Source organism: Natrinema sp. 1APR25-10V2 (genome assembly GCF_031626495.1).
Classification (GTDB): Archaea; Halobacteriota; Halobacteria; order Halobacteriales; family Natrialbaceae; genus Natrinema.
The window spans coordinates 283980-310363 of record NZ_JAMQOJ010000004.1 but is presented as its reverse complement, the minus strand read 5'-3'; the positions used below and the strand labels follow the sequence as shown (position 1 = coordinate 310363).

Here is a 26384-nt window from a genome sequence, read left to right as displayed (position 1 = left end):
CTTCGAAGACGAGTGGTGAAGCCGACATCGTGATGGGGATCGACGCCGAGATGATCGGTTGTACCTTGCGTCGGTCCAGAACGGAGCCGATCACGCTCGGGAACCTGACCGCTCACGGGACGCTCTATCGGCGATTCGAACTCGAGGGCCGAACGTCGACCGTGCCCGTCCTCGATGTATCCCGAGGTTCCGAACTGAAATCGATCTGAGCTCGCCGACTTATTCATTACCGTCGATCGCTAACCTGGCGAGTGTCATGTTCGTCCGCACCGCTACCCCCGAGGACACCCTCGAGATCCGACGAATCCTCGACGCCGCGTTGCTCGAGCCCGGCGACGTCGAGGGGCGGATCGCCGCCGGCGACGTCCTCGTCGCGGGCGATCGACGGGGCGGAACGGGAAGCGACGACGGCAGCGGCGACGACGATGCAAACGAACGGATTCTCGGCACGGCCGTCCTCGAGCCCATAGAGACCGGTAGCGGCGCGCACGTCGGCGCGATCGGCGTTCGCCGTCGTCACAGAGGACGGGGGATCGGCCGCGCGCTGATCGAACGGGGCCTCGAACGTGAGGGGCGTCTCACGGCCCGGTTCGACGACGGCGTTCGCCCGTTCTACGAGCGGCTCGGATTTTCGATCGAACCGATCGACGAGCAGCGAAACCGCGGCGTCGCGGTGACGGGCGAGCGAACCTGATCGTCGGCGGCGCGAGAGCGCGATTGAAATCTAAAATCGACGACCGCGTTCGACGGAACCCGTCTCTTGCCGGCGCAGTTTTATCAGACGGAACGTGGTAGCTATCCTTCGCATGGCGCTCCAACGGATGCTCAGTGGCGACCCGTCGAAGAGTTCGAAGGTCTATCTCGCGATCGGTGCGCTCTCGCTGGCGAAAGCGATCGCGGTCCGAAAGGACCGAGAGCGGTTCCGGCGCGAGTTGCTCGACGCTGGCCTGTTTCTCGGCGCCGGGCTCGTCTTACGCCGGTTCGGGAAGATCAAGGCGGAGAAGCGTCAGGAACTCGAGTCCCAGCTGCCGGAGTGGGCGGCCGACATCGCGACCTCCGACGCCGCTTCGCGTGGAGTCCGATCCCTCGCCCGACAGCAGCTCCGCGGTCGGTCGGAGCCGGAACCGGAACCGACGCTCCGGGATCGAGCGCGGAGCGTCATCGCGAGCCTGTAGCGCGGCCGCCGCCCTCGGCCCCACGGCTCGAGGTGTGACGCCGTTCCGGGCCCAGGGTACGAACTGATCGCCGTTCGACTACGCTTCGAACCAGGCGAACTCACTGGTCGCGTCACCGTTCGGCTCGAGGCCAACGCCGCCGAAGGTGTCGTTGTCGATCCGCGTTTCGGTCGGATCGGGACCGATCCATTCCCAGTCAGCCGACGCGCCGGCACTCGTCCCGGAACCAGGGTCGCGGTGAACAGCCATCGCGGTCGCGCCGGCGATCGGTTCGTCCGTAGTCTCGGCGTCGGCTACCTCGAGCGAAACCGCTTTGAGGTCGGCGAACACCTCGGCGGCGGTCACGTCGTCGGCGTCGACCTCGTCGTCGGGGACCGGATCGTGATCGCCGGCCCCCTCGAGAACGGAATCGGGGAAGTCCGCGTCGAACGCCCCGAGGATCGCGTCCGGGTCGGGCTCGATTTCCTCGAAGACCTCCGTCACTGTGGGTTCGCTGCTCATAGCGCTGGTGGCACCGTCACCCCCCTTCGTTACGAGGCTGTTACCGCTGGCTAGCCGCGTGTTGCATTCGCTGCAACGGTAGTCACGACTCCCTACTGGTCATCGATTCGAACATCGAACGCCCGGGACTGAAGATCGAACGGGGATCGAGCGATCAGAACAGGTCCTGTGTGAGCTCGAGGGTTTCCTCGCGGTCCTCCCAGTCGACGAAGAGGGCGACGCTGGTCGCGCTCGTGATGATGTCGTTGAGGTGGATCCGGGCCTCGGAGAGGGGGTTGACGATCTCGCTGATGATCCCCGGCTGATTGGGGAGTTCGCCGCCGGTCACGCGGATGACGGCGACCGGCGAATCGACGGTGACCGAAGAGAGTTCGTCGCGAGCGATGACCTCGCGGTGGAGGATGTTCTCGGCGCGTTCGGCCTCTTCCTCGTCAATGTAGAAGGTGACGGTGTCCATCCCGCTGGCGACGGCGTCGATGTTGACGTCGCTCTCGGCCAGCGCCTCCGAGAGGTGGTTGAAGATGCCGGGCTGGTTGCGGATCGCGCGGCCGGCGACGGTCAGGCAGGCGAGCGGTCGCTCGCGGAGGTCGACGAGGTTCCGGAACTCGCCTTCGATGCTCGTCCCGCCCGAGAGGAGGTCGCCGTGCTGGTAGTGGACGACGCGCACGTCGAGTTTGCCGTCCTTGTACGACAGCGCGGAAGGAGCGACGACCTCGGCCCCGCGGAAGGAGAGATTTCGGAGTTCGTCGACGGAGATCTCGCCGACGTTCCGGGCCCCTTCGACGACGTGGGGGTCGCCGGTCATGACGCCCTCGACGTCGGTCACGATGACGACCTCGTCGGCGTCCATGTACTTGCCCATCATGACCGCCGTGGTGTCGCTGCCGCCCCGGCCGAGCGTCGTGATCGAGCCGTCCGGTCCCTCCGCGAGGAAGCCGGTGATGACCGGCACCGTCTCGTCGAGTTCCGCGGCGACTTCCGCGGCGCGTCGCTGGGTCTCCTCGACATCGACCTCGCCGTACTCGTCGGTGACGATCGGCCAGTCCTCGCCGCCCGGCTCGAGGAAGGTGGCGTCGATGCCACGGGCCGACAGCGCGGCCTTGAGCATCCGGACCGACGTTCGCTCGCCCATGCTGACGATCTGGGCCCGGTCGGCTTCGTCGGTCTCGAAGGTGATCTCGTCGAGCAGTTCGTCCGTGGTCGATCCCATGGCGCTGGCGACGACGGCGATCTCGTGGCCGTCCTCGACGGCCGCGGCGATCGAGTCCGCGGCGCGGTTGATCCGGTCGCCGCTGCCCAGACTCGTCCCGCCGAACTTGGCTACGACGCGCATGCTGCCACCTCGCGGAAGACCCGCACTGCGATGCTGTGACTCATACCCGAACTGTTACCAGAGCGGGCAGATAACTGTGTCCCATCGTCGGCGCTTTTAGCCGGAGTTCGGTGGCGGGCAGACGTGTCTCTGCCGGCGAACGCAGGCATCCGTAGCCGCGACAGGGATTTATTGTCGTGCGCAGCATTACCATACGTCGATGAACGTACGGGACGCACTCGAGGCCGACGCCGACGCGCTCGCGTCGATCGCTGACTCCCCGACCGACGTGATGCGGAATCTCGTCCACGACCGGACGGTGCGCGTCGCCGAGGACGGGAGCCACGATCCGAACGCCGACGTCTCAGACTCGCAGTACGACGGCTCGGATCCGGAGGATCTACTGGGATTTATCAGCTTCGATGCGCGTGAAGACACCGTTCACGTCACCCAGCTCGACGGGACGGACGAAGCCTGTAAACGGCTGCTGGGCGAACCCGTCCGGTTCGCCGAGCGCGAGTCGATGGCCGTCGAAGTGCTCGCGTCGCAGGATGCCGACCCCATTCACCGCGCCGCCGAGGAGCTCGGTTTCGAACGACGCGGGCGCGGCCCGCAGTTCGACGGCTCCCCGACGGTCCGGTTTCGACTCGAGCCGTAGGAGAACGTGAGCGGAACCCCTCGAGACAAGGAGTTGTACCGCGAACGAGCCCGAAGGGTGAGCGAGCGGGCCGACGACCGATGTGAGCGAGTGAAACGAGCGAACGGAGGGAGGAGGCTTTTCATCAAAGTTTTGCCGAGGGCGCGGCGAAGCCGAGCCCGCAGCGCAAAAGTTTCGTTCAGGAGAACTTCTGTACCGTCACGTCGAGCGTATCCAGATCGACGATCGGCGCGAAGCCGGCGTCGGGATCGATGTTGACGCTCTTCTGGAAGTCGGTCTGGGCCTGCCAGCAGCCGGAGTTGATCGCGAGAACGTTGTGGTACTTGCCGAAGCCGAGTTTGTGGACGTGCCCGGTGTGGAAGATGTCGGGGACCTCCTCCATCACGAGGTAGTCCTTCTCTTCGGGTGCGAGGCGCGTGTGACCGCCGAACTGCGGCGCGACGTGGCGCTTCTTCAGGAGGTGATACATCGCCTTGTGGGGATCGTCGTAGCTGGCTTTTTCCTCGGGGAGTTCCGCGATGACTTCGTCCAGCGAGACGCCGTGGTACATGAGGACGGAGACGCCCTCGAGGGTCACCATCGACGGATTGCTCACGATCTGCGGGTCGTGGGCCGACATGATCTCCCGGAGTTCCTCGTCGAACCCCGGCTGGGGTTCCGCCAGCCGGACCGCATCGTGGTTGCCGGGGATCATGACGATATCGATGTCGCCGGGCACCTTCTTCAAGTGCTCGCTGAACGCCTCGTACTGCTCGTAGATGTCGACGATGTCGAGTTCCTCGTCCTGATCCGGATAGACGCCGACGCCCTCGACCATGTCGCCTGCGAGCAGCATGTACTCGACGTGCTGGGCCTCCTCCGTGTGGAGCCAGTCGGCGAAGGCGTTCCAGGCGTCTTCCATGAACTCCTGACTGCCGACGTGAACGTCGCTGATCAGTGCCGCCTGGACGTGACGGTCGGCCGTCGACGGCTCGTGGGTCCGAGGCACGTCCGGGAAGTACATCGAGTCGACGAAGGCGATCCCCGAGTCGTCCGCCAGGGTTCCCTCCATCGCCAGCACCTCGTCGCAAAGCAACTCGTCGACGAGGTCGACGTACTCCCGATCCTTCATCACGAGCCAGGGGAAGGTCCCGGTTGCGTCCTCGAGTTCGATCAGCCAGTGGCCGCTCGCGGTCGACCGGATGTCGTTGACCAGTCCGACCATCGCGGCCTCGCTGCCGCCGGGCATGCTCTGGATCGCCGATGCCGGCCGATGGTTGACTCGGCTCCGGAGCTTCCCGCCGAGCCTGTCGAGTCGATCGCGGAAGACTGAGACGAAGTCGCTGTATTCGCCGGTTCCCGTGCTCTCACCGGTCATATCGCCGACGATCTCGAGCGACCGCTGGTCGGGATCGACGGAGCGGTCGGCCGGCGAAGACCCCTCCGTTTCAACTGGAGATCGGCCGGTCGATCCACCGGCCGGGGGCTGGTCGGTTCCAGTTGAAACGGAGGGGGTCGGATCCGTGGGGGGAGGCGCTTCTGCGGCCGCAGCGTCCGTATCGACAGCGCCCCCATCGGCGAGTCCCTGATCGGCAGCACCGTCCGTCGAGAGCGCGGCCGTTACGTGATCGGTTCGGACGACCAGCGCGTCGTCGGGGACTTCCTCGAGCACGCGCTCGAGCGCCGCGGTCGGATCCTCGGCCGCCGCGAGTCGCGTCACCGCCTCGCGTTCGGCGTTGTACCCGCGGCTCGTGAGTTCGCTGACGATCCGAGCCGGGGCCTCGAGTGGCACAGTCCAGGCATTCGCAGGCGACGGCAAAAGGGTAGCGGATCCCGCGCCATCGGGCGACGAAACGACATAATTCGCCGGAAGGTTGATGCCCCGGTCCGAGAAACGAGTGTCCGATGAACGGTCGCGATGCCGGCGAACCGAGTCGCAGTCGCCCCGATCCCCGCGGCGACCGATCGGGAGCCGGTGAGCGACAGGGCGATGACACCTCGGTCAGCGCTCCGGGACCGGCAACCGAAGCTCCGCCTCGAGCCCGGAGTACGGAGACCGTCCGAATCGAAGACGGACTCGTCCGCTGGTTTCTCGAGACCGACGACCGCACTGTTGCAGCGGTTCGCGCCGTCCTGACGAGTCTCGCCATCGTCGCGATCGTCGGGCTGTTGCTGTTCGGGATCAGCGGCCAGCTTCCGGTGCTCGTCGCCGTCGAGAGCGGCAGTATGACGCCGAACATGCACGCCGGCGACCTCGTCTTCGTCGTCGAGGAAGGCCGGTTCGCCGGCGACGGTGCCGTCGAAGGGACGGGCGTCGTCACCCTCGAGGAGGGCAGAGAAAGCGGCTATCGAAAGTTCGGAAAACCGGGCGACGTGATCGTCTTCCGGCCGAACGGCGATCCGACCGCGACGCCGGTGATCCACCGCGCTCACTTCTGGGTCGAAGCGGGCGAAAACTGGGTACAGACGACGGCCGATCCCGGCTCTCTCAACGGCGCGACCTGCGCCGACATCCGCTCGTGCCCGGCGCCCCACGACGGGTTCGTGACGAAAGGCGATGCCAACCCGGCGTACGACCAACTGCCGCGATCGGGATCGGAGACCACCGTCGTCAGTCCCGACTGGGTGACCGGCAAAGCGATGGTCCGGACGCCGCAACTCGGCGGGATTCGACTGGCGATCGACTCGATCCGCTCTGCGGTCGGCCTCGGATCGATCCTCCTCGTCGTCGCATCGGGAGGAGTCGCGCTGATCCTGTTCGGAATCGCCGCCGGATCAGACAGAGATAATTCGTAGTCCTGCGTTTCGTGCTCCTCCGAACAGAAAGTTGATTGTCAGGCCCGGTAAAACGTGTCACGATGAGCGGTTCTAGTTCCGGGAGTCCGCCAGACGATCCCGGCGACGACGACGGCCGGCAGGACAGCAGCGCCGGGGCGTCTCGAGCGTCGAGCGGCCCGTCGCGGTCCGCTCCCGATCCCGACGCCGTGACGATCGAAGACGACGGAGTCGTCCGCTGGTTCCTCGAGACCGACGACGAGAACGTCATAATGGTGCGCGACGTGTTGAGCAGCGTCGCGATCGTCGCCGTCGTCGGCTTGCTGCTGTTCGGGATCAGCGGCATCTGGCCGCCCCTCGTCGCCGTCGAGAGCGGCAGTATGGAGCCACACATGGAGCGAGGCGATCTCATCTTCATCACCGAAGAGGGACGTTTCGCCGGTGACGGTGCCGTTCAGGGTACCGGGGTTGTCACCTACGAGCAAGGCAAAGAAAGCGGCTATCGCAAGTACGGGAAAGCAGGTGACGTCATCGTCTTCAAACCCAACGGCAGCGAGCGGACGACCCCGGTGATTCACCGCGCTCACTTCTGGGTCGAAGACAACGAAAGCTGGGTCGAAACCAAAGCCAGCGAGGAAATTGTCGGCGATGCGACCTGCGAGGAAATTGCCAGTTGCCCTGCACCGCACGCCGGTTTCATCACGAAAGGGGATAACAACGCGGGATACGACCAATTGCGCAGGTCCGGTGCCAGAACCACCGTGGTCAAACCGGAGTGGATCACCGGCAAAGCGAAGGTTCGGATCCCGTGGCTCGGCCACGTCCGCCTGACATTCGACAAACTGCTCGGCGGTATGCTCGTGCCGACATCGCCCTCGAGTCCGCCGCTTCAAGGATCTGCTCCAGCCGCGACAGCGATGACGGCGGCACCCGAAAGTCCTGGTGCCCCCAGCTCCGGACTCGACAGTGAGTTCGCCGGCATGGCCGCCGTTGCCGGTGTCGGTACCGCAGCGGCCGCCAGTCGATACCGTCGCTGATTCGGCCACGTCGCTTCGAACTCGGTTGCATTTCTCCGCATCCCTCCACCACTCGTTCGCGGCGTTCGCTGCCGGCAGCGCATGTCGAGAGGGCAGTGAACTCTCCTCGTCAGCCGCGCTCGAGTCGAAACAGTGGGTAGAGAACGGGGTTGTGAGCGGTACCGGGTGCAGTGACACAGCACCGGGATCGATGTGAGTCGTCTGCGGGAAAGGACGGCGCTCGAGCAGAACGGAAGTCGGCAAGGGCCTGAGAACGCGTAGCGGTCAGTTTTCGAACCGCGCCTGCACGAACGGCTGCACGTCGTCGATGTCGCTCAGTCGGGAGTCGCTCAGCAGTACGGCCTCCGTCTCTTCGAGTGGAACGGAGAGGCTGATTTCCTTTGTCCGACCGTAGCGCCCCTTCGAGACGACGATGGCGTTGACGATCCCCAGCATGTCGAGTTCACTGATGAGATCCGTCACGCGGCGCTGGGTCAGCACGTCCGCGTCGATCTCCTCGCAGAGGCGCTTGTATATGTTGAACACCTCGCCCGTGTTGATGCTGTGGACGCCGTTTTTCTCGAGCAGGATGATCGCGAAGAGGACGAGTTTGCTCTGCGTGGGGAGCGTGCGGACGACCTCCACGACGCGGTCGAGTTCGATCTTGTCCTGGGCCTGTCGGACGTGTTCCTCGACGATCGTCTCGGACTGGGAGCGCTCGGCGAGTTCGCCGGCGGTCCGAAGTAAATCTAGCGCGCGTCGCGCGTCCCCGTGTTCCTGCGCGGCGAAGGCCGCACACAGCGGGATCACGTCCGACGAGAGCGCACCCTCTTTGAACGCGACCTCCGAGCGGTGCTCGAGGATGTCCCGCAGCTGGTTCGCGTCGTACGGCGGGAAGACGATTTCCTCCTCGCCCAGCGAGGATTTGACCCGCGGGTCGAGAAAGTCGGTGAACTTCAGGTCGTTCGAGATACCGATGATCGACACCCGCGAGTTCTCGAGTTCGGAGTTCATCCGCGAGAGGTTATAGAGCGTATCGTCGCCGCTCTTCTCGACGAGTTTGTCGATCTCGTCTAGCATGATGACGACGACCCGCTCGTCGTAGTCGACGGCGTCGAAGAAGACGCTGTAAACCCGGTCGGTCGGCCACCCAGTCATCGGAACTTCCTCGAACGAGTCCTTGTCGTCCTCGAGGTCCGCGATTCGATCTTCGATGTCGTCTCGGTCGTCGAACGGTGTCGACTCGAGCGGATGCTCGGGGCTCGGTGTCGAATCCGCAGTAGGGCCGGAAGTGGTTTCGTCGGTGGCTGACGACGCTGTCCGACTCGAAGACCCCTTCATTTCAGGTGGAGAATCGACCGACGTGGACTCGGTATCGTCTCCAGTCGAATCGTTGGCCTGCGACTCGATTTCCTCGTCGGAGACGAAATCGAACGGATCAGACGCCGTCGCGTCGTCGGTGTCGGGTTCGCGCGCGGCGGACGCACGATCGAACTCGTCGAGGTCTGCGAGCAGCGACTCGAGTTCCGCGATTCGGTCGTCGATCCGACCCTTGTTCTTCTCGATGAACTTGTTCGCGAGCTGTGCGAGGACGCGGTACTGGGTGTCGGTAACTTCGCAATTGATGTACTCGACGTCACACGGGACACTGTACTTCTGGGACGTGCTCTCGAGTTCCTTGCTGACGAACTTTGCACTCGCCGTCTTCCCGGTCCCGGTTTTTCCGTAGATGAGGATGTTCGAGGGCGTCTCTCCGCGGAGCGCGGCGACGAGAATCGTCGCCATCTTGTTGATCTGATCGCTCCGATGTGGAAGTTCGTGTGGCGTATAGGAGGGACGGAGGACTTCCTTGTTCTCGAAGATCGGTTCGCCACTGAGCAGATCGTCGAACAAGCCCTGGTTCGACTCCTCGTCACCGAGATCCGCGTTCTCGAGATTCGTCGAGAACCCGCTCGTTTCGTCGATTTCGACCTCGTCGGAACCCGCAATCTCTGAATTATCGTCTGACATTCGTCGTACACGAACCCCCTTATTTCGAGTGGAGCGCCGAATCAGGAGCCGGGAATTTGAGGTTCTGATAGGCTCAAGACGTGGATCTATCGTTCCCGGGTTCCGATTCGGGTCCAGTTGATGCAAACGAAGCAGAGGAAAAGCACGGTAATAAATTCTTCCTTTCCCGTCCTCAGTATGGAACCGATACCGGTGCTTGTTCCGGACGAGGTACCTTCCCGCGACGAATGACGGCCGATCGATCTTGGCCGGTGACGGCTCGAGTAGAAACGGAGCGAAGGAAACGAAAACGGACTGAGCAGTGTGAAATTCACTGCGTATTAGAAGTACGCCCTGTGGGTAGAGAACCGGTGTACCAAGTCTTTGGTCGTGGAAGCTCTTTGGTCGTGGAAGCGATTGATTCGAATCATCCGAAGGAAAAGAGATGCTTCCGAATGGGTGCGGATACTGCTTAATTAAGGAAGAGCAGTTATCGTTACGGGAGGTTGATACGTCACAACGATATCACTGTGTCTCGACACGAGCAGACTGATCGGTTACCAGGGATGCCCCCCCACCCCTTCGTTTCAGGTGGAACGGTCGAGAGGGAGGGAGGGGGGCTCAGGGAGATTTTCTAACGGGAAGTTTTATTACAATAGAAGAGAAACAGTATCCGTAGAACTAGCAGAAGAAGAGTAGTTACTAGATGTGTGTTTTGTATTGCTAGTGGCTACTAGAAGTGCTTCTCGTGCTGTCTTCGCTTACTAGATTTCCTCTGTACTTACTAGAACCGTTCGTCCGATCCGTATCACCCTCGAGATCGGCCAATACGGCGACTCGAGTGGAAAGAAGGGGGTCGTTTTCAACTCGGCGGTGTCTTCTCGCGCCGACTCTCTCGGCACTCTCCAGTTGAAACAGGGGGGTGGGGGTGTTCGGCTCCCCTTCTCTTCACCGATAGCTATGCTCTTTGATGACTCCACGCACACACCTGCTTCGATACGCCCCTTCGTTGGATTCGCCATCGCTTTCGCTTCAGCCTGCTCGTATTTCGTTCCGGCTGAGCACATATTTTCCCGATGCTCGGAACATAAGCCGCGGGTGAACGACTGGAGTCCAGTTTTCCACTACCACCGATTCCGAACGATCGTGTATGTGTATATTTCTCTCTAGTTATACATTCTACATGTCTGACGTAGGCTTAAGTGGATTCAGTTAGTAGTACGCGCAGATGCACCCCGCGGTGCTGGAGGCCCCCACAGATGGGACTGTTCACAGAACTCAAAGATAGTATCTCTCGGGTTACGGATCGCCTGTTTTCGGAACAGGAGCCCAAACGAATCGGTATCTACGGTCCGCCGAACGCCGGTAAGACGACGCTCGCAAACCGTATCGCACGCGACTGGACTGGTGACGCCGTCGGTGCGGAGAGTCGAATCCCCCACGAGACGCGTCGCGCACGCAGGAAAGAAAACGTCGAGATCGAACGCAACGGCAAGACGGTGACGATCGACATCGTCGACACGCCCGGAGTGACGACCAAAGTCGACTACGAGGAGTTCACCGACGAGATGGACGAAGACGACGCCATTCGCCGCTCCCGTGAAGCGACAGAGGGCGTTGCCGAGGCGATGCACTGGCTTCGAGAAGACGTCGACGGCGTTATCTATGTCTTGGATAGTGCTGAGGATCCGATCACGCAGGTCAATACGATGCTGATCGGTATCATCGAATCCCGCGATCTCCCGGTTCTCATCTTCGCGAACAAGATCGACCTCGACGAATCCAGCGTCAAGCGGATCGAGGACGCCTTCCCGCAGCATACGACCGTGCCCCTCTCCGCGAAGGAAGGCGACAATATGGACGAAGTGTACGACAAGATCGCGGAATACTTCGGGTGATACCATGCCGAAAGCAACCAACGCGGACGACTCGGAGCCGTCGGACGGCGTACAGATCGACCTGATCAGCGGCGAACGCATGGACGGCATGGCGACGATGGAGAAGATCAGGATGATCCTCGATGGCGTCCACGACGGCAATATCGTCATCCTCGAGGAGGGGTTGACCCCCGACGAGGAGAGTCGCCTCATCGAGGTGACGATGGCCGAGATCAGTCCCGACGAGTTCAACGGGATCGAAATCGAGACCTACCCCAAGTCCGACACCCGCGACTCGTCGTTGCTCGGCCGGATCATGGGCGGTGAGCAGGCGGAGACGAAACTCACCGTGATCGGCCCGGCAAACCAGATCGAAACGCTTCACAAGGACGAAACGCTCATCAGCGCGCTCGTGTCCCGAAACTAATGCCTCATCAGTGCACGAACTGCGGCCGGACGTTCGCCGACGGTTCCAAAGAGATGTTGTCGGGTTGTCCCGACTGCGGCGGGAACAAGTTCCAGTTCGCGCCGACCGCGACGGCCGCAGCCGAATCGTTCGACGAGGGCGGCGGCACTGGATCGGCCGCCGGCTCCGGTTCCGCCGCTACCGGAACGGAATCGGCACCCGCATCCGACCCGGTCGAGACCGCCGACAACGGGAACCGCGCCGCCGAAGCGGATAGCGTCACGACGCGGGCCGCAGAGACCGTTCGCGAATTCGTCTCGTCTCGTACTGCGGACCAATCTACCGACGACGCCGACGACACCGGCCAGTCGCGATCGGCGGGGACGGCGGACCCGGGGTCCGACGGTTCCTGGCCCTCGAGCGCGAAACCCGATTCCGTCGATCGAGAGTCGCCGACCGACGGGGAGTTCGAAGAATGGCCCGAGACGGCGCGGCGACCCGAGGATCGGACCGGTGGCTCGAGCGAATCGCCCGAGTCCGACCGCGACACGGGACCCTCGGATGCCAAACTGTCCGACAGTTCCACCGTCCATGCCACGGACGGCGAGCGCTCCACTACCACGTTCGCGGATGACGAAAACTCGGCACAGGCCCACGCCAGAAGCGAGGTCGTTCCGACGGACGATCTTCCGCCTCGATCCGACGATACCGATCGGCGGGAGACGGCACGCGAGACGGGCGGCCGCACGGACGATCACAGCGCATCCGCAGCGGCGGAGCCGAACGCCGATTCCCCGCCGGAACACGGTCGCGTCGTCAGCGAACCGAGCGGCGACCGGCCGTCCATCGAAGAACTCCGCGCGGAACTCAACGATCAGTTCGAGAGCATCAAGATCGTTCGGCCGGGGCAGTACGAACTCAACCTGATGGAACTCTATAACCGCGACGAGTACATCATCTCGCTGCAGGAGGACGGCCGATACGTCATCGACGTTCCCGACTCGTGGCGCGGCGACGACGAGTGACTGCCGATAACTGACCGGCGACGAGTGACCGGCGACGAGTGACCGGCGACGACTGACCGGCGACGACTGACCGGCGACGACTGGCCCGACGACCGATACCGTTCGCCGTGCGGATCAGTTCTCCGTTCGGTTGCACCGATCTGGCGTACGTCCCGCCATCGGTCACCGGACCGTTTCGACTGCAACCGTTCGATATGCAATCACTGCCGTATAGTATTGGCTAAAACCCCTCCACAAGAAACGACGGTGTCGAAACGCCCTTTTCCGGCATATCGATGGCCTCGTTTCCGCTCGAGTACGAGCGAAGCCGAACTGATTCCCCACTCTGTTGGAAGCTCATGCGTCCGTGCGGTGTCCTCGAGCCGACCCGTCGACGGGCAACAGTGGGACGGATGACCGATGTCAAATGGATAGCCGATTGAAGACAGACGGCGGACGACTGAAGACGGACAGCGGATGTCTGGAGACGGACAGCAGATAACTGAAGACGGACAGCGGACGACCGGAGACAGATGGATTTAAGCGACGCGGATACGACGCCTCGCACATGAGTACTGCAACCAAGGTCGTTCTCGCCACGATCGCTGTATCGGCACTGCTGTCGGTCCTGCTCGTCTTCCAGACCGCCTTCGCCTGATGTTCGAGGTCCGTGCGCTCTCGGACCGGGTCGCGGCCGTCCGAGAGACTCACGCACCCGACGCTCGCGTCGTCGATTGCGAACGCGATTTCGAAACGCTCCCACCGGCACAGGCCGAGGAGCTCGGGCTACTCGTCGACGCACTCGAGCCCGCTACCTATCCCGCAGCCTGGCTTCCCGACGACGCACCGACCCTGCTCACTCGCTACGCGGGATCGGATTTCACGATCGGGATGCCGGGCGACGGGAGTATCGCCTGGACCCGCCAGACCGAGCCGCCGGTAGTCATCGTCAAGCCCCGCGTCGAGGGCTCACCCGAACCGTTCGTCGATTTCTTACTCGCCGAGGCGCTGGTGCAGGTCGGACTCGAGGTGCCCGAACACTTCATCGGCTTCTTCGAGGACGCCTACCCCGAACTCGATCGGGCGGTCCCGCTCGATCCGAACGGGACCTATCAGGTCGCCGCCGCACTCTACGACGGCTGGGTCGGCCTCCAGACCCGCGAGGTGTTCGCAGACTGGCGCGGCGACCACTCGGAACTCGCCGACGCCTGGCAGGACGCCGGAAGCCGCCTCGAGAATCGCGTCTCCGATCTCTCGCGTGCGGTCGCACGCGGTGACACCGATTTTCCGGACGCGACGGAACTCGCCTGCGCGGCGATCAAACACGCCGTCGAACTACCGGCCCCCTTCGCGGCACTCGACACCGACGCCTATCTGGATCACGGCCCCGAGTACGCGATCCGTTGGGCTGAGAAGACGTTCGACTCGCTCGAGGAGTGACTCCCTACTGGCTCCCTAGCCCCCCGTTTCGACTGGAGCATCGTCGTAGCCCCTGCGATCCTTCCACTGAACGACGGTCGGAGGAGCGTTCGTGCTCAGAACTCGGCGTCGATACTGCCGTCTTCGTCCAGATCGACCACGCCGTCGAACAGTGCACGGAACTCGTCGACGGTCGCTTCGTCGTGGGGCTCCTCGGAGAGGTGAAAGAGGCCGACGGCGTCGTGGTCCTCGAGCAACGCCAGAATTCGCTCGACCGTCTCGAGTGCCTGCTCCTCACCGGCGTAGTAGGCGAGTTCGGTCACGGAGTCGAAGCTGATGCGGAGTTTCCCGTCGTGCTCGTCGAGGAAGCCGTCGATGTGTTCGACGATCCCGTCGACGTCGTCGGGGGCGGCGACGTAGTGGACGGTGTCCGAGGACCGCCGGGAGTAGCCGCGTTCGATGCTCAGGGTGTCGAGAATCTCGGCGCACTCTTCGTCGACGTCGTAGTACTCGAGCTTCTGTCTGACCTCTCGAGCGGTGGTTCGCGTGGAGACGACGAGGAAGTTGTCGGTGTCGGTCTTGAGAAAATCGGTGTCGATGCGATCCGTTTCGCCCGTGCTCGGATGCAGGAGAAGGATCCCAGTCCCACCCGGTACCGTTTCCGGCGTCCCATCGATTTCGAGCGTGTACTCCATACTGCCGTGAACAACTTTCGGCAATCCCTTAAGAGTGCGGATGTGTCTCGTCGAGTTCGACGCCGAACGGGGAGGAAGGGTCTGAAATGGGTCGGAGTTGGGACAGTACGACTCACCGAGTCGAACCGAGATCCGGATGCCCACGGATTTCGGTCGAGCGACCCTTCACTCGTTATAATTTAGGCCAGCCTAAAGAATCTGTCGGCGGTTCCCAGAGCGATGAGAACGGAGTCGGCGGTGCTCGAGCGAGCCGTTCGCTCTCGGCCGACCATCGTCCGACGGCGGGAGCGGCTCGGTCGACCGCAAAAACCGATGCGAACGCGTTTATTTCTGGGGATCGGATCGTCTGCCCATGAGCGTTCGCGAGGAGTTCGACGACTGGGCAACGAGCGGCCGGGACAAAGGGATGGAAGAACGCCACTGGCACACCGCGAAACACGCGCTGGCGCGGCTGCCCGTCGAACCCGGCGATACCGTCCTCGACCTCGGCTGTGGCAGCGGCTACGCAGGACGAGCGCTCCGGGATACCAAGGGCGCTGGTCGCGTCTACGGCCTCGACGGATCGCCCGAGATGGCCCACAACGCCGTGGGCTACACGGACGACGACGCCGTCGGCTACGTCGTCGGCGACTTCGACTCGCTGCCGTTCGCCGACGACTCGATCGACCATATCTGGTCGATGGAGGCCTTCTATTACGCCGCGGATCCCCACGAAGCGCTCCGCGAAATTGCCCGCGTGCTCCGGTCCGGCGGCACCTTCTACTGCGCCGTCAACTACTACGAGGAGAACGCCCACTCCCACGAATGGCAGGAGTTCATCTCCGTCGAGATGACCCGCTGGGACCGCCGGCAGTACCGCGAGGCGTTCCGCGACGCCGGCCTCCACGTCGCCGAACAGGACAACATTCCCGACCGGGAGATCACGATCCCCGCCGAGGCCGAGTTCCCGCTCGAGGAGTGGGATACCCGCGAGGCGATGGTCGAACGCTACCGCGAGCTCGGGACGCTGCTCACCGTCGGCGTCGCGCCCTGATCGGTCGTCGATCAGCCGCCGTTTTTCGCCGTCGGTCATTGGTCGACCCCTTATCGCCGCTCTGATCGGGCCCAACCGTCACTCCGAATCGACCTCTACCACCATTCCGAATCGGACCCCAATCGCCACTCCAATTTCCCCCTACCGCCGCGCTGAACCCCCTGGTTTCCACTCGAGACACCAGATACCCCGACACGGCCCGTGAGACGCCCGATGACTCGAGTCGAAACGCTCCGACGGTGTCGGTGAGAGTCACGGGTATCGATATATAGACCGTCTCGATTGCGATCGAATACCCGCGAGCGTCCGGGGCGAGCAGCCGTTACTCGTACCGCTCGCCGGCCGGGATCGTCACCTCGAGCCAGTTCTCCTCCGGTGGGAGCGGGCAGTCGAACGTATCGCTGTAGGCGCAAAACGGCGAGTACGCGAGGTTGAAGTCGACGACGATCTCGTCGCCGTCCGCGAGCTCGTCTTCCGGCGCGAGTTCCATGTACCGCCCGCCCTGGTAGGTCTGCTGGCCCGTCGTCTTGTCCCGGAACGGCACGAACAGCGGCTGTTCGTTCGGGCTCTCCTGCTCGTAGGCCGCGAGTTCGAACGTACCGTCCTCGAGGTCGTCGTCCTCGCGGTCCAGAGCGAACTCGAGCGTTGCGACGCGGCGGTAACGCATCTCGCGACCCGCGGTGGTATCCATCAGGACGACCTCGGGGTCGTCGTGGACCGTCGCGGTCGCGGCCACGCGATAGGTCGGATCCGGCTCGAAGTAGTCGAGGCCGTCGAAGGCGTCGCGCTCTTCGGGCGGAATCGGCGACTGCGGGTGATCGGCGAAGAAGTCGTCCTTCTCGGCGCGTTTCGACTCGAGTTCGTCGCGCCAGCGGTCGACGTCGATGGCGTCGCTCATATCCGAGCTACTCGATGGATCCGGGAAGGCGTTGCGCTTCAGACGCGTTTCGACGCGTCGCTCTGCTCAGTAACGGTCGAACCCGTCAAAACAGCGGTGAAACGTTGTTCGTATCGGTCGTTACTCTTCGATCGTGAGTACGCCGTTCCGCGCGGAGACATCGCTCGCCTCGGGCGGCAGTTCGAATTCGAACTGCTTGCCGTCTGCGACGATGATCGCTGTCGAGCCGACGACGTCGACCGAGATATCCGCGACTGAACTGCCGAAATCGACCGCGATAGCGCTGCTGTCGCCGTACTCGAACGTACGAACGACCACGTCTTGGTCGACGTCTTCGAGGGAGTGGGGAACCTTCACAAGCGGTCCTAGGGGCTCAGCCACATAAAGGGTCACGCTGGCAGCAACCGGTGACCGACGATCGGTGCGAACGCGGATCGACGGTTCGCTCGAGCGGCCCGATCGTCCCATCCTTTATGACCGATGGCGCGGCCAGTCCAGTCCGTCAACCCTATGATCGACCGACGATGAGTACGGCAAGAATGACGAACTGGCGGACGGTGTTCGGCCACGACAGCCCCTACGAGCCGCAGGTCGACGGCATCGAAACCGCCATCGACACCGGGCGAGAGGGTGGCTACACCGTCATCGAAGGGGCCTGTGGCACCGGGAAGACGATGATCGCACTCACCGCGGGGATCGACCTCGTGCGCGATCCCGACACCGATTACGAGCGCGTCCTCGTGCTGACGAGCGTCAAACAGCAACTGCGCCAGTTCGAGGCCGACCTCGAGACGATCAACGAGAACCTGCCCGCCGACTGGGACCCGATTTCGGGACTGACCCTCGTCGGGAAGGCCGACGTCTGTCCGTACAACCGCGAGAACGCGGCGGGGATCGACGACGGCAACGTCTACGATCGCTGTGAAACGCTGCGGGACCGCACCCGCGACCTCACCGGCGAGGGCGGCGACACCACGGCACAGAACCTGGCCGCTCGCGCCCGGAGCCAGCAGATCGGATTGGCCGACAGCGGGAGCCAGTCTACGAGCACCTTTCTCGAGACCGCGGGCGAGCCGACGCCCTATCCACCGGCTCTCCCCGAATACGGCGAGGGCGGTCCCGTCGGAGCCGAAACCGAGTACTGCCCGTTCTACGCGCAGTATCTCGAGGACCTGCCGGACGACGAGGACGGCTCCGCCGCCGAGGCGGTCCCGTACGACTTCACCGCCGCCGGGATGGTCACGCCCGAGGACCTCGTCGCCCGCTCGGTGAAACACGGTACGTGCCCCCACTCCGTGATGGGGGCCGCTCTCGGCGAGGTCGAGATCGTCATCGGCAACTACTACCACGCTTTCGATCCCCGGACCGTCGGTTCCTTCACCGGCGCACTGCTCGACGAGTCGACGTTCGTCGTCTGCGACGAGGCACACATGTTGGAGCCCCGGGTGCGAGATCTGGTCAGCGAAGGCGTCGCCGACGCGACGCTTCGGGACGCCGAAACGGAACTCTCGCGAGTCATCCAGCCGATCAAGTTCGAGCGCGAGGGCCGACAGGCCCAGGGCGGCTCGAAGACGGCCGACGCCGATCTCGTTCGCGCGGAACTGAACGACAGCGACGTCTCCTACGAGGAACTCAATCGAACGCTCGAGTTCGTCCGGGACCTCCGGGCCGAACTCGACCGCCGGGTCACCGCGTATCTCGACCGGAACCACAGGGGTTGGGAGTCGAACCTGACCGACCTTCCGGACGCCGAACTCCCCCTCCGTGATCCCGGCATGCCCGCCGAGGACGAACTCACCGAGTGGGCTCGCGAGGCGGGCTACGGCGACGCCGACTGGGTCCGCACCGAGGCCATCGGTGCCGTCGTCGCACGGATCTTGAACGAAGCCGAGGACGAGGACCGTACCCGCGCCGCACCCGCCGTCGGCCGCGTCCTCGGCGAGTGGTATCGGCAGGGCCACACCGACTACTTCCGGGAGATCGAACTCGAGCGCACCTGGGACGATACCGAACCCGCAGACTCCTGGCGGCGGGCCTACAACGCTCGCCTGTCGCTGCACAACTGCGTTCCAAGCGACGCGATCGGCGACCGACTCGCCACCTTCGGCGGCGGCATTCTGATGAGCGCGACGCTCGAGCCGATGGACGCCTTCACCGAAGTCACGGGGCTCCGGTACCTCGAGCGCGAAGAAGACCGGCCGGTTGTCGAGCGCCGCTACGGCCTCCACTTCCCCGCCGAGAACCGCGAGAGCTTCGCCGTCGCCGCCCCGAAGTTCACCTACGACAACCGCGGGCGGCCGGACGAGGAGAACCCGACCAGAACGCACTACGCCGACGCCATCGCGAAAGTCGCCCGCGTCTCGGGCAACGTCCTCGTCGGGATGCCGAGCTACGCCGAGGCCGAGTGGGCCGCCGGTGTCCTCGAGGAGCGGATCGACAAGGCGGTCCTGCTGGACGCCGCCAGTGACGACGAGACCACCCAGTCGCTCAAAGACGAGTTCTTCGCGGGCGAGGGGAAGGTGCTCGTCACCAGCCTCCGGGGGACGTTGACCGAGGGCGTCGACTACAGCGGCGATCGACTGGCCGCAGCGGTCGTCTGCGGCGTTCCGATCGTCAACACCTCGAGTCCCCGAACGAAGGCGGTCCGGCGGGCTTACGAGGACGAGTTCGGCGACGGTTTCACATACGCGCTGACGATCCCGGCGGTACGGAAAGCCAGACAAGCGATCGGCCGCGTCATCCGCAGCCCCGAGGATGTCGGCGTGCGCGTCCTGCTCGACGAGCGCTACGCCCGCGACAGCTGGGACTCCGTCCGCCCCTACCTGCCCGACGACGGCGAGTTCCAGCCCGTCAGCCCCGACATGCTCGACGTCGGCTTAGAGCGGTTCCGGTCGCGGTAGCGGGTGTCGATCACGAACCGTGGGTCGCGTTCAGTCGTCGCCATCCGCCTCGAGTGTCGCCCGCCGCTCGCTCTGCTTTCGATCACGTTCCGACAGAACCCGGTCGACGATGTCGCTGCTCGAGTACAGTTCCTCGTCGGTCGGCTCGAGTCCGCTCGCCCGCTCGACCCGACAGTCGATCCCCCAGTCGGCGAGCAATCGCTCGATCTCGCTCTCGTCGTGGTGTTGGTCGTGGCCGAGGACGAGCACGTCGGGATCGATCTCCTGAATCGGGATCGAGAAGTCCTCCGGGTGGCCCAGTCGTGCGTGCTCGACCGCCTCGAGCGCGGCGACGGCGTCCCGGCGCTGTTCGTCGGGCAGTACGGGGTCGGGCTTGTGCGTGACGCTCGCCTCGCGGGCGACGATGACGTGGAGTTCGTCGCCCATCGCGGCGGCCTGCTCGAGATAGCCGACGTGTCCGGGATGGAGCAGGTCGAAAGTTCCCTGGGCGACGACGCGCGTCGGCCGCATCGCCGATCCGTCTGCAGTCGGGCCGTCTCTCATAGCCGAATCTCCGTAGTGACGGTCACGTCGGACGTTTCGGCGTACAGCGAGTAGAGCAAGATCCCGAACCCGAGGGCGGTCACCGCACTCTGCAGGGCGACGCCGAGCGCCACCGCGTCCCAGAGGAGGTGGAGACCGCCGCCGAGTATCGAGCCGGTGACGATGACCCCGAACCCGACGGCGACCGCGCGCAGCGCCGCGGAGCCGGTTCGGCGAAACGCGCGGTAGGCCAGCAGCGCGACGGCACCGCCGGTCAGCACCGTGGCCGTGTTCGCGATCGCGATCGGGAGGGCGTACTCGTTCATGGCTCGTCGGTCCGATCCCTTCGTACGGTCTCTTTTCTGGAACAGCACTTGAGTACCGCTACGGTTCCTACCCCGAGGGAATTCGCCCGAAGATGTTCGCAGAAGGTCCACTGGGCGGCCTCGAGCACGGCGGCCATCGCGGGGCCGTCGTCCATTCCGTGATACCGCCGAATCGGGGCCTTCAAGCGGGACCGTCACGGAATCCGCACTGTCAACTGTGTCCGAACTGTTTCCGTTCGGCGTCGGAGCGATACCGCTAGCTGCCGGATCCGGCGAGCTCGCGGTGACCCCCGAGATGCTGGTCGTGTTCGGGATCATCGTCATCGCGCTGGTGCTGTTCGTGACCGAGCTCCTGCCGATCGACGTGACCGCCATCCTGATCATGGTCCTGCTGATGGTGCTCGGAACCGACGGCGTGGTGAACCTCACCGAGATATCGACGGCCGAAGGGACCTCGGGCTTCTCGAACTCGGCGACGATCACCGTGCTGGCGATGCTCATCCTCAGTTCGGGGATCAGCCAGACGGGGGTCGTCCAGATCCTCGGCCGGAAGATGTCCGCGTTCGCGGGGGACGACCTCGACAAACAGCTGCTCGCCACGATCGGCGTCAGCGGTCCAATTTCGGGGTTCATCAACAACACGCCGGTCGTCGCCATCCTCGTGCCCGTCATCTCTGACATCGCACACCAGGGGAAGACCTCGCCTTCGAAACTCCTGATTCCGCTCTCCTACGCCTCGATGTTCGGCGGGATGCTCACGCTGATCGGCACCTCGACGAACATCCTCGCGAGCGACGTCTCTGCGCGCCTGCTCGACCATCCCTTTTCGATGTTCGAGTTCACCAAGCTCGGGATCGTCGTCCTGGTCGTGGGCAGCCTCTATCTCATGACCGTGGGCCACCGACTACTCCCCGAGCGCGTCCCCGTCGAGGAGGATTACGTACAGGAGTACGCCATCGAGGAGTACCTGACCGAAGTCACCGTCGACGACGACTCGCCGCTGGTGGGCACCACCGTCGAGAACGCCATCGACCACGTCGAGTTCGACGCCGACATCCTCCAGGTCGTCCGCGACGGCGAGGAATTCATCGAGCCGATCGGGCAGAAGACGATCCGCGCCGGCGACCTGCTGCGGCTGCGCGCCGACCGCGCGACCGTCCAGCAGCTCGTCGATCGGGAGACGGTCACGCTCGTGGGCAGCCCCGAAACGGACGCGGAGCTGGAACCCGACGAGATCCCCGAGCGGACCCTCGTCGAGATCGTCGTCCCGCGAGGGTCGTTCCTCGTCGGCGAATCGCTCGAGAGTTCGACCTTCCGGCAGCGCTACGACGCGACCGTACTGGCTTTCCGCAGCCGGGGCGAGACGGTCCGCAGCAACATGGACGAGCGCCGGATCCGCGTCGGCGACACACTGCTGGTCCAGGCCGCGCCGGACAGCATCGACCGCCTCTCGCAGAACGACGACTTCATCGTCGCTCACGAGCCCGAAGAGCCCGACTACCGGACCGATAAGATCCCCCACGCGGCGGCGATCATGGCCGGCGTCGTCGGCTTCGTCGCGATCCCGTGGGGCGTCGTCGGCTCCGCGCTCGCCGCCGCGACCGGCATCGGCGCGCTCGAGGGGCTCGCTGCCCTCTCGCTCCCGATCCTCGTTACTGCCCTCGCGGGCGTCGTCGCGATGGTCGCGACGGGCGTCCTCCGGCCGACCGAGATCTACGACGCCGTCGAGTGGGACGTGATCTTCCTCCTCGCGGGGATCATCCCGCTCGGGATGGCGCTCGAACAGACCGGCGGTGCGGATCTGCTCGGCAGTCTCGTCGCCGCGACCGGCGCGTATCTGCCGGCGCTTGGCGTGCTGTGGGTGTTCTACATCGCGACGGGGCTCATCACCGGTGTCATTTCCAATAACGCGAGCGTCGTGTTGATGCTTCCCGTGGCCGTCGAGACCGCCACACAGATCGGCGCGGACCCGTTCGCGTTCGTGCTCGCGGTCACGTTCGCGGCATCGACTGCCTTCCTCACGCCGGTCGGCTACCAGACGAACCTGTTCGTCTACGGCCCCGGCGGCTACAAGTTCTCGGACTTCGTCCGGGTCGGTGCGCCGCTACAGTTACTGCTGTCGGTCGTGACCGTCCTCGGGATCGCGTTCTTCTGGGGACTGGCGTAGCGGCTTCGATTTCGACCGTTCGTCTCGCGTCGTCACTCAGGATTCGTCGGGCAGCTCGATCGGGTAGCGCTCGGACAGTTCGGGTGCGATGTCGGCCTCGAGAACCGGCCGGACCATCGGATCGCCTTCGTCGGGCAGTTCGACCGAAATCTCGTCTTCGTCGGGCAACTCGGCCGTGGACCCGTTCTCCAGCGGTGGTTCGGATTCGTCGGCCCGCTCGAGCGCCTCCGCGAGTTCCCGTTCTCGCTGGCGTCGTTCGGCGATGCGGGCCTGTTTGTTCCGACTCGCTTTCGTGTCTGCCATACCATCCGAACGGTCCCGACCGAGATAATGGTATGGTATCACATCACACTACCCGGTCCGAAGAAAAGCGGCGTATCGGTTGGACGCCACTCACCGCGATCCGACGAGACGATGCGGACGTCGACGAGACGGGCTCGAGACGACGCGAACGAGCGCCGAAGCCGGCTCGTACGCGACGCGCTCGCTCGGGGACCTCGCGGCGACGAGTTTCCAGAAGCCCGGTGAGTCGAATTCGAATCGACACAGCCCGCGCTCGTCGGTCCGTGCGGTTTTCGTTCCGGTTCCGACGACGGCTCCCTCGACCGGCTGCCGCCGATCGTCGCGAACGCGGACGGTGATCGTCTCTCCGACCGCTGTTTCGCGTGGCTTGACAGCGATTCGAAGCCGGCGAGTGTGTTGCATGTGAGGTTATACCACGAATGCGACGAAAAGCAACCGCCTTCGTGGTCCGGCCGTACGACCCGTTCACGAGCCCCCATCACTCCGACGCCACGACGTGTGCGTCCGCCGGATCGAACCCGACCGTGAGTTCGTCTCCGTCCGGGGCGTCCGCAAGTTGCAGCGTGACCTCCCGCCCGTTCCACCGCCCGTGGATGCGGACGGTCTCGCCGAGGAATTCGCTCGTCTCGACGCCGACCTGAATCCGATTGCGATCGACGGTCCGTGAGAGCGCCCCGGGACGCACGCAGACGGTCGCGTACTCGCTCCCATCGGATAGCGCCGGCACCTCGAACGCTCGACCGTCGACGTCGATGCGAGCCCCGTTCCGATCGTTCGCGATCACCTCGCCCTCGAGGACGGTGTTGTCGCCGACGAACTCGGCGACGAACCGGGTCGCCGGCTCCCGGTAGATCTCTTGGGGCCGGCCGACCTGTTCGACGCGGCCGTCGCGCATAACCGCGAGCCGGTCCGAGACGGCCAGCGCCTCTGCCTGATCGTGGGTGACGTAGACGGTCGTGATCTCGAGATCGGACTGAATCCGCTTTATCTGGCGACGAAGCGTCTCCCGGAGTCGGGCGTCGAGCGCGCTCATCGGCTCGTCGAGCAGGAGGAGGTCGGGTGCGGGCGCGAGCGCGCGGGCCAGCGCTACCCGCTGGCGCTGGCCGCCCGACAGCTGCTCCGGCTCCCGGTTGCCCATCCCCTCGAGGTCGACGAGCGAGAGTAACTCGGCCACACGGTCCTCGACCGTTTGCCCGTTCGGCGGCGCTCGAAACCGCAACCCGTAGCCGACGTTTTCGGCGACGCTCATGTGGGGAAACAGCGCGTAGCTCTGGAAGACGACGCCAACGTCGCGACCCTCGGGCGGGACGCCGCCCATCGATCGGCCGTCGAAACTGACGCTTCCTTCTGTCGGCTCCTCGAAACCGGCGATCGTCCGGAGGGTGGTCGTCTTCCCACAGCCCGAGGGGCCGACGAGGGTGAAGAACTCCCCGTCGCGGACCGTCAGATCGATCTCCTCGAGCGCGTCGGTTTCGTCGTAGGCCTTCGAGACGCCCTCGAGCCGGAGGTCGGTCATCGCTCGAACCTCCCGCCGACGCGGTCGACGACGACGAAGCTCGCGGCCGTGACGAACAGCAACACCGTCCCCATCGCGATCGCGGGGCCGGAGCGGCGACCGAGGTAGCGCTCGACGGCGACGGGCATCGTGTACGTGTCGCCGCTCCCGGCCAAAATCACCGTCGAAGAGAACTCGCCGATCGAGATGGCGAAGGCGAAGGCCGCGCCGGCGACGATCCCGCTCGCGACGAGGGGGAGTTCGACGTCGACGAGCGCGCGGTAGCGAGAGGCCCCCAGCGCGCGGGCGGACTCGACCATCGCGGGATCGAGGGTCGACAGCAGCGGCGAGACGTTGCGCGTGACGAAGGGGTAGGCCGCGACGGCGTGAGCGGCGACGATCGCGACCCCGCCCGTCACCTGAAACCGCCAGCCCCCGGGAAGCGGGATCCCGAAGACGAGCCCCCGCAGGAGACCGATACCGAAGACGACGCCGCTGACCGCCAGCGGGAGCATCGCCAGGGCGTCGACGACGGCCCCGCCGCGGCCGGCCCGCGTCGTCACGACCGAGACGACCACGCCCATCGGCACGGCGACGAAAAGCGTCGCGACGCCGAAGAGCAGCGAGTTCCGGATGGCGACCCACGGCAGGGTCTGATAGGACGCGCCCTCGAGCTGGCGCTCGAGCAGGAAGGCGTAGTGGTTCAGGGTGACCCCGCCGCCGTCCGTGACGCTCCCCGCGACGAGGCTCGCCACGGGGCCGACGAAGACGACCAGTGCGACGAGTCCGTAGCCGACGATCGCCAGCCGGCGCGGTGACAGGGCGGTCCGAACGTCCGGAAAGAGCGGCTCGCGCGGCGGCGGGGTCGCCGCTCGAGCCAGCCCCGTCTGGGCCGACTCGTACCGGAGGTAGGCGTAGGTCAGGGCGAGCGAGAGCAGCGTCTCGAGGACGGCGAGCGTGGCCGCCTCGCCGTAGGCCAGCTGGCGGACCCGGTCGTAGATCCAGACCTCGACGGTCGCTAGCTGGAGCCCGCCCAGCGCGAGGACGATGGGGAAGGTCATGAACGTGAAGATGAACGTCAGCAGCGCGCCGGTCAGGACGGCCGGCAGGAGCTGTGGGACGACCACGTCGCTGAACGCTCGGCGGGGGCTCGCCCCGAGGCTGCGCGCGGTCTCGACCGTTCGGGAGTCGACCGACTCCCAGGCGGCGACGGTGACGCGGGCCACCAGCGGCGCGTTGTAGAACGCGTGGGCGACGATTACGATCGCCAGCGGGTTCCACTCGATGAAGGGAAACGGCCCGAGTCCGACGAGGCCGAGTAGCCCGTTGAGCGTGCCCGCCCGTCCGAACATCGCGTAGAAGCCGACTGCGACCATGATTCCCGGCAGCACGAACGGGAGGATCGTCAGCGAGCGGATCGTCCGCCGGCCCCGGAACTCGTAGTTCGCGAGGACGGCCGCCGCCGGCAGCCCGAGCGCGACGCTCGCGACCGTCGACAGCGCCGCCTGATAGGCCGTGAAGCCGAACAGCCCCTTCCGAACGCTGGGCAAGTCGACCCGGAGCCACGGTACCGGCAGGTCGAGGCCGGGAATCGGGGTCTCGAGCGAGACCGATACCGAAATGGCGGCAAGCCAGCCGACGACCCCCTCGACGTGGCTCCGAATCGCCAGCGGCTCAGCGAAGACGTCCGCGAGGACACCGAAATAGAACGGATCCGTGAGGACGGTACCGAAGTACGACAGCGTGAGCCGCCCGTCCTCGAGCACGGCCTCGACGAAGACGATGCCGACCGGCAGATACAGCATGACGACGAGGACCGCCGCCGTCGCGAGCGCGGTCAGGGCGAGCGCGCGGTGCTCGAGCCACTCGCGAATGGCTGCGGATCGGCATCGAAACCGGGGCCAGCGCCCGGTCGCTCCCGGTCGGGACACGGT

At 64.8% G+C, this 26384-nt stretch carries 26 protein-coding genes; 13 read left to right on the top strand and 13 right to left on the bottom strand.

Annotated features, from left to right (window positions below):
* Window positions 1-32: 32 nt before the first annotated feature.
* The 3 genes from NDO75_RS14545 (at window position 33) to NDO75_RS14535 (ending at window position 1175) form a co-directional block, all read left to right on the top strand.
* A complete protein-coding gene (locus tag NDO75_RS14545; RefSeq protein ID WP_310907220.1) occupies window positions 33-209 on the top strand; it encodes a hypothetical protein in 177 nt (58 codons plus the stop codon).
* Window positions 210-256: 47 nt separating this feature from the next.
* Window positions 257-694: a GNAT family N-acetyltransferase gene (locus tag NDO75_RS14540; protein ID WP_310907219.1), complete on the top strand. Its 438-nt coding sequence runs from the start codon at window positions 257-259 to the stop codon at window positions 692-694.
* 112 nt (window positions 695-806) lie between these two features.
* Window positions 807-1175, top strand: a complete 369-nt coding sequence (locus NDO75_RS14535; protein ID WP_310907218.1) for a hypothetical protein — start codon at window positions 807-809, stop codon at window positions 1173-1175.
* Window positions 1176-1253: 78 nt separating this feature from the next.
* On the opposite strand, the gene NDO75_RS14530 is transcribed toward NDO75_RS14535, so the two are convergent.
* The gene (locus NDO75_RS14530; RefSeq protein ID WP_310907217.1) at window positions 1254-1676 is read right to left on the bottom strand and encodes a hypothetical protein; all 423 of its coding nucleotides are present in this window, start codon (window positions 1674-1676) and stop codon (window positions 1254-1256) included.
* A gap of 154 nt (window positions 1677-1830) precedes the next feature.
* Window positions 1831-3009: an aspartate kinase gene (locus tag NDO75_RS14525; protein ID WP_310907216.1), complete on the bottom strand. Its 1179-nt coding sequence runs from the start codon at window positions 3007-3009 to the stop codon at window positions 1831-1833.
* Window positions 3010-3208: 199 nt separating this feature from the next.
* Between NDO75_RS14525 and NDO75_RS14520 the strand changes: the two genes are divergently transcribed.
* A complete protein-coding gene (locus NDO75_RS14520) occupies window positions 3209-3646 on the top strand; it encodes a hypothetical protein (protein ID WP_310907215.1) in 438 nt (145 codons plus the stop codon).
* Between the two features lie 178 nt (window positions 3647-3824).
* Here the strand turns inward: NDO75_RS14520 and NDO75_RS14515 are convergent, their stop codons facing one another.
* On the bottom strand, window positions 3825-5417 hold the full coding sequence (locus NDO75_RS14515) for a DNA-directed DNA polymerase II small subunit (protein ID WP_310907214.1): 1593 nt from the start codon (window positions 5415-5417) through the stop codon (window positions 3825-3827).
* A gap of 113 nt (window positions 5418-5530) precedes the next feature.
* Between NDO75_RS14515 and NDO75_RS14510 the strand changes: the two genes are divergently transcribed.
* A complete protein-coding gene (locus NDO75_RS14510; RefSeq protein ID WP_310907212.1) occupies window positions 5531-6421 on the top strand; it encodes a S26 family signal peptidase in 891 nt (296 codons plus the stop codon).
* A gap of 62 nt (window positions 6422-6483) precedes the next feature.
* Complete coding sequence (locus tag NDO75_RS14505) at window positions 6484-7437, top strand: S26 family signal peptidase (RefSeq protein WP_310907210.1); 954 nt, start codon at window positions 6484-6486, stop codon at window positions 7435-7437.
* 264 nt (window positions 7438-7701) lie between these two features.
* Here NDO75_RS14505 and NDO75_RS14500 read toward each other — a convergent pair whose 3' ends face one another.
* Window positions 7702-9426 (bottom strand): ORC1-type DNA replication protein, encoded by a 1725-nt coding sequence (locus tag NDO75_RS14500; protein WP_310907209.1) that lies wholly within the window; start codon window positions 9424-9426, stop codon window positions 7702-7704.
* Between the two features lie 1238 nt (window positions 9427-10664).
* On the opposite strand from NDO75_RS14500, the gene NDO75_RS14495 reads away from it, so the two are divergent.
* The 4 genes from NDO75_RS14495 (at window position 10665) to NDO75_RS14480 (ending at window position 14132) form a co-directional block, all read left to right on the top strand.
* Entirely contained in the window at window positions 10665-11303 is a 639-nt protein-coding gene (locus NDO75_RS14495) for a GTP-binding protein (RefSeq protein ID WP_310907207.1), read from the top strand.
* A gap of 4 nt (window positions 11304-11307) precedes the next feature.
* A complete protein-coding gene (locus NDO75_RS14490) occupies window positions 11308-11709 on the top strand; it encodes a DUF2073 domain-containing protein (protein WP_310907206.1) in 402 nt (133 codons plus the stop codon).
* Window positions 11709-12713: a Zn-ribbon containing protein gene (locus tag NDO75_RS14485; RefSeq protein ID WP_310907205.1), complete on the top strand. Its 1005-nt coding sequence runs from the start codon at window positions 11709-11711 to the stop codon at window positions 12711-12713. Before NDO75_RS14490 ends, NDO75_RS14485 begins: the two co-directional genes overlap by 1 nt.
* Window positions 12714-13349: 636 nt before the next feature.
* Window positions 13350-14132, top strand: a complete 783-nt coding sequence (locus tag NDO75_RS14480) for a hypothetical protein (RefSeq protein ID WP_310907204.1) — start codon at window positions 13350-13352, stop codon at window positions 14130-14132.
* Window positions 14133-14227: 95 nt separating this feature from the next.
* On the opposite strand, the gene NDO75_RS14475 is transcribed toward NDO75_RS14480, so the two are convergent.
* Window positions 14228-14806, bottom strand: a complete 579-nt coding sequence (locus NDO75_RS14475) for a hypothetical protein (RefSeq protein ID WP_310907203.1) — start codon at window positions 14804-14806, stop codon at window positions 14228-14230.
* A 352-nt stretch (window positions 14807-15158) separates the two neighbouring features.
* On the opposite strand from NDO75_RS14475, the gene NDO75_RS14470 reads away from it, so the two are divergent.
* Window positions 15159-15839: a class I SAM-dependent methyltransferase gene (locus NDO75_RS14470; protein WP_310907201.1), complete on the top strand. Its 681-nt coding sequence runs from the start codon at window positions 15159-15161 to the stop codon at window positions 15837-15839.
* Between the two features lie 322 nt (window positions 15840-16161).
* Here NDO75_RS14470 and NDO75_RS14465 read toward each other — a convergent pair whose 3' ends face one another.
* Together NDO75_RS14465 and NDO75_RS14460 are read right to left on the bottom strand one after the other, a co-directional pair.
* Window positions 16162-16737 (bottom strand): DUF1684 domain-containing protein, encoded by a 576-nt coding sequence (locus NDO75_RS14465; RefSeq protein WP_310907200.1) that lies wholly within the window; start codon window positions 16735-16737, stop codon window positions 16162-16164.
* Window positions 16738-16857: 120 nt separating this feature from the next.
* Window positions 16858-17094 (bottom strand): hypothetical protein, encoded by a 237-nt coding sequence (locus tag NDO75_RS14460; RefSeq protein WP_310907198.1) that lies wholly within the window; start codon window positions 17092-17094, stop codon window positions 16858-16860.
* A 182-nt stretch (window positions 17095-17276) separates the two neighbouring features.
* On the opposite strand from NDO75_RS14460, the gene NDO75_RS14455 reads away from it, so the two are divergent.
* Window positions 17277-19637: an ATP-dependent DNA helicase gene (locus NDO75_RS14455; RefSeq protein WP_310907196.1), complete on the top strand. Its 2361-nt coding sequence runs from the start codon at window positions 17277-17279 to the stop codon at window positions 19635-19637.
* Between the two features lie 30 nt (window positions 19638-19667).
* Here the strand turns inward: NDO75_RS14455 and NDO75_RS14450 are convergent, their stop codons facing one another.
* Together NDO75_RS14450 and NDO75_RS14445 are read right to left on the bottom strand one after the other, a co-directional pair.
* Window positions 19668-20180, bottom strand: coding sequence for an adenylyltransferase/cytidyltransferase family protein (locus tag NDO75_RS14450; RefSeq protein WP_310907194.1), 513 nt, complete (start codon window positions 20178-20180; stop codon window positions 19668-19670).
* A complete protein-coding gene (locus NDO75_RS14445) occupies window positions 20177-20485 on the bottom strand; it encodes a hypothetical protein (RefSeq protein ID WP_310907193.1) in 309 nt (102 codons plus the stop codon). Before NDO75_RS14445 ends, NDO75_RS14450 begins: the two co-directional genes overlap by 4 nt.
* 295 nt (window positions 20486-20780) lie before the next feature.
* On the opposite strand from NDO75_RS14445, the gene NDO75_RS14440 reads away from it, so the two are divergent.
* The gene (locus NDO75_RS14440; RefSeq protein ID WP_310907538.1) at window positions 20781-22652 is read left to right on the top strand and encodes an SLC13 family permease; all 1872 of its coding nucleotides are present in this window, start codon (window positions 20781-20783) and stop codon (window positions 22650-22652) included.
* 36 nt (window positions 22653-22688) lie between these two features.
* Here NDO75_RS14440 and NDO75_RS14435 read toward each other — a convergent pair whose 3' ends face one another.
* The 4 genes from NDO75_RS14435 to NDO75_RS14420 all read right to left on the bottom strand — a co-directional run bounded on the left by NDO75_RS14435 (window position 22689) and on the right by NDO75_RS14420 (window position 26381).
* Entirely contained in the window at window positions 22689-22955 is a 267-nt protein-coding gene (locus tag NDO75_RS14435; protein WP_310907192.1) for a hypothetical protein, read from the bottom strand.
* 90 nt (window positions 22956-23045) lie between these two features.
* Window positions 23046-23357 carry a carboxypeptidase regulatory-like domain-containing protein gene (locus NDO75_RS14430; protein WP_310907191.1) on the bottom strand — a complete coding sequence of 104 codons (312 nt, stop codon included), beginning with the start codon at window positions 23355-23357 and terminating at the stop codon, window positions 23046-23048.
* Between the two features lie 76 nt (window positions 23358-23433).
* Entirely contained in the window at window positions 23434-24471 is a 1038-nt protein-coding gene (locus tag NDO75_RS14425) for an ABC transporter ATP-binding protein (RefSeq protein WP_310907190.1), read from the bottom strand.
* On the bottom strand, window positions 24468-26381 hold the full coding sequence (locus tag NDO75_RS14420; protein ID WP_310907189.1) for an iron ABC transporter permease: 1914 nt from the start codon (window positions 26379-26381) through the stop codon (window positions 24468-24470). Before NDO75_RS14420 ends, NDO75_RS14425 begins: the two co-directional genes overlap by 4 nt.
* Window positions 26382-26384: the final 3 nt, after the last annotated feature.

What these genes read in the sequence shown, in the direction of transcription:
- NDO75_RS14445 (WP_310907193.1), bottom strand. Translation starts at nt 20,485, where the DNA reads ATGAACGAGTACGCCCTCCCGATCGCGATCGCGAACACGGCCACGGTG.
- NDO75_RS14480 (WP_310907204.1), top strand. Translation starts at nt 13,350, where the DNA reads ATGTTCGAGGTCCGTGCGCTCTCGGACCGGGTCGCGGCCGTCCGAGAG.
- NDO75_RS14425 (WP_310907190.1), bottom strand. Translation starts at nt 24,471, where the DNA reads ATGACCGACCTCCGGCTCGAGGGCGTCTCGAAGGCCTACGACGAAACC.
- NDO75_RS14500 (WP_310907209.1), bottom strand. Translation starts at nt 9,426, where the DNA reads ATGTCAGACGATAATTCAGAGATTGCGGGTTCCGACGAGGTCGAAATC.
- NDO75_RS14540 (WP_310907219.1), top strand. Translation starts at nt 257, where the DNA reads ATGTTCGTCCGCACCGCTACCCCCGAGGACACCCTCGAGATCCGACGA.
- NDO75_RS14485 (WP_310907205.1), top strand. Translation starts at nt 11,709, where the DNA reads ATGCCTCATCAGTGCACGAACTGCGGCCGGACGTTCGCCGACGGTTCC.
- NDO75_RS14490 (WP_310907206.1), top strand. Translation starts at nt 11,308, where the DNA reads ATGCCGAAAGCAACCAACGCGGACGACTCGGAGCCGTCGGACGGCGTA.
- NDO75_RS14495 (WP_310907207.1), top strand. Translation starts at nt 10,665, where the DNA reads ATGGGACTGTTCACAGAACTCAAAGATAGTATCTCTCGGGTTACGGAT.
- NDO75_RS14440 (WP_310907538.1), top strand. Translation starts at nt 20,781, where the DNA reads ATGCTGGTCGTGTTCGGGATCATCGTCATCGCGCTGGTGCTGTTCGTG.
- NDO75_RS14455 (WP_310907196.1), top strand. Translation starts at nt 17,277, where the DNA reads ATGACGAACTGGCGGACGGTGTTCGGCCACGACAGCCCCTACGAGCCG.
- NDO75_RS14535 (WP_310907218.1), top strand. Translation starts at nt 807, where the DNA reads ATGGCGCTCCAACGGATGCTCAGTGGCGACCCGTCGAAGAGTTCGAAG.
- NDO75_RS14470 (WP_310907201.1), top strand. Translation starts at nt 15,159, where the DNA reads ATGAGCGTTCGCGAGGAGTTCGACGACTGGGCAACGAGCGGCCGGGAC.
- NDO75_RS14430 (WP_310907191.1), bottom strand. Translation starts at nt 23,357, where the DNA reads ATGCAACACACTCGCCGGCTTCGAATCGCTGTCAAGCCACGCGAAACA.
- NDO75_RS14435 (WP_310907192.1), bottom strand. Translation starts at nt 22,955, where the DNA reads ATGGCAGACACGAAAGCGAGTCGGAACAAACAGGCCCGCATCGCCGAA.
- NDO75_RS14450 (WP_310907194.1), bottom strand. Translation starts at nt 20,180, where the DNA reads ATGAGAGACGGCCCGACTGCAGACGGATCGGCGATGCGGCCGACGCGC.
- NDO75_RS14520 (WP_310907215.1), top strand. Translation starts at nt 3,209, where the DNA reads ATGAACGTACGGGACGCACTCGAGGCCGACGCCGACGCGCTCGCGTCG.
- NDO75_RS14510 (WP_310907212.1), top strand. Translation starts at nt 5,531, where the DNA reads ATGAACGGTCGCGATGCCGGCGAACCGAGTCGCAGTCGCCCCGATCCC.
- NDO75_RS14545 (WP_310907220.1), top strand. Translation starts at nt 33, where the DNA reads ATGGGGATCGACGCCGAGATGATCGGTTGTACCTTGCGTCGGTCCAGA.
- NDO75_RS14530 (WP_310907217.1), bottom strand. Translation starts at nt 1,676, where the DNA reads ATGAGCAGCGAACCCACAGTGACGGAGGTCTTCGAGGAAATCGAGCCC.
- NDO75_RS14525 (WP_310907216.1), bottom strand. Translation starts at nt 3,009, where the DNA reads ATGCGCGTCGTAGCCAAGTTCGGCGGGACGAGTCTGGGCAGCGGCGAC.
- NDO75_RS14465 (WP_310907200.1), bottom strand. Translation starts at nt 16,737, where the DNA reads ATGAGCGACGCCATCGACGTCGACCGCTGGCGCGACGAACTCGAGTCG.
- NDO75_RS14475 (WP_310907203.1), bottom strand. Translation starts at nt 14,806, where the DNA reads ATGGAGTACACGCTCGAAATCGATGGGACGCCGGAAACGGTACCGGGT.
- NDO75_RS14505 (WP_310907210.1), top strand. Translation starts at nt 6,484, where the DNA reads ATGAGCGGTTCTAGTTCCGGGAGTCCGCCAGACGATCCCGGCGACGAC.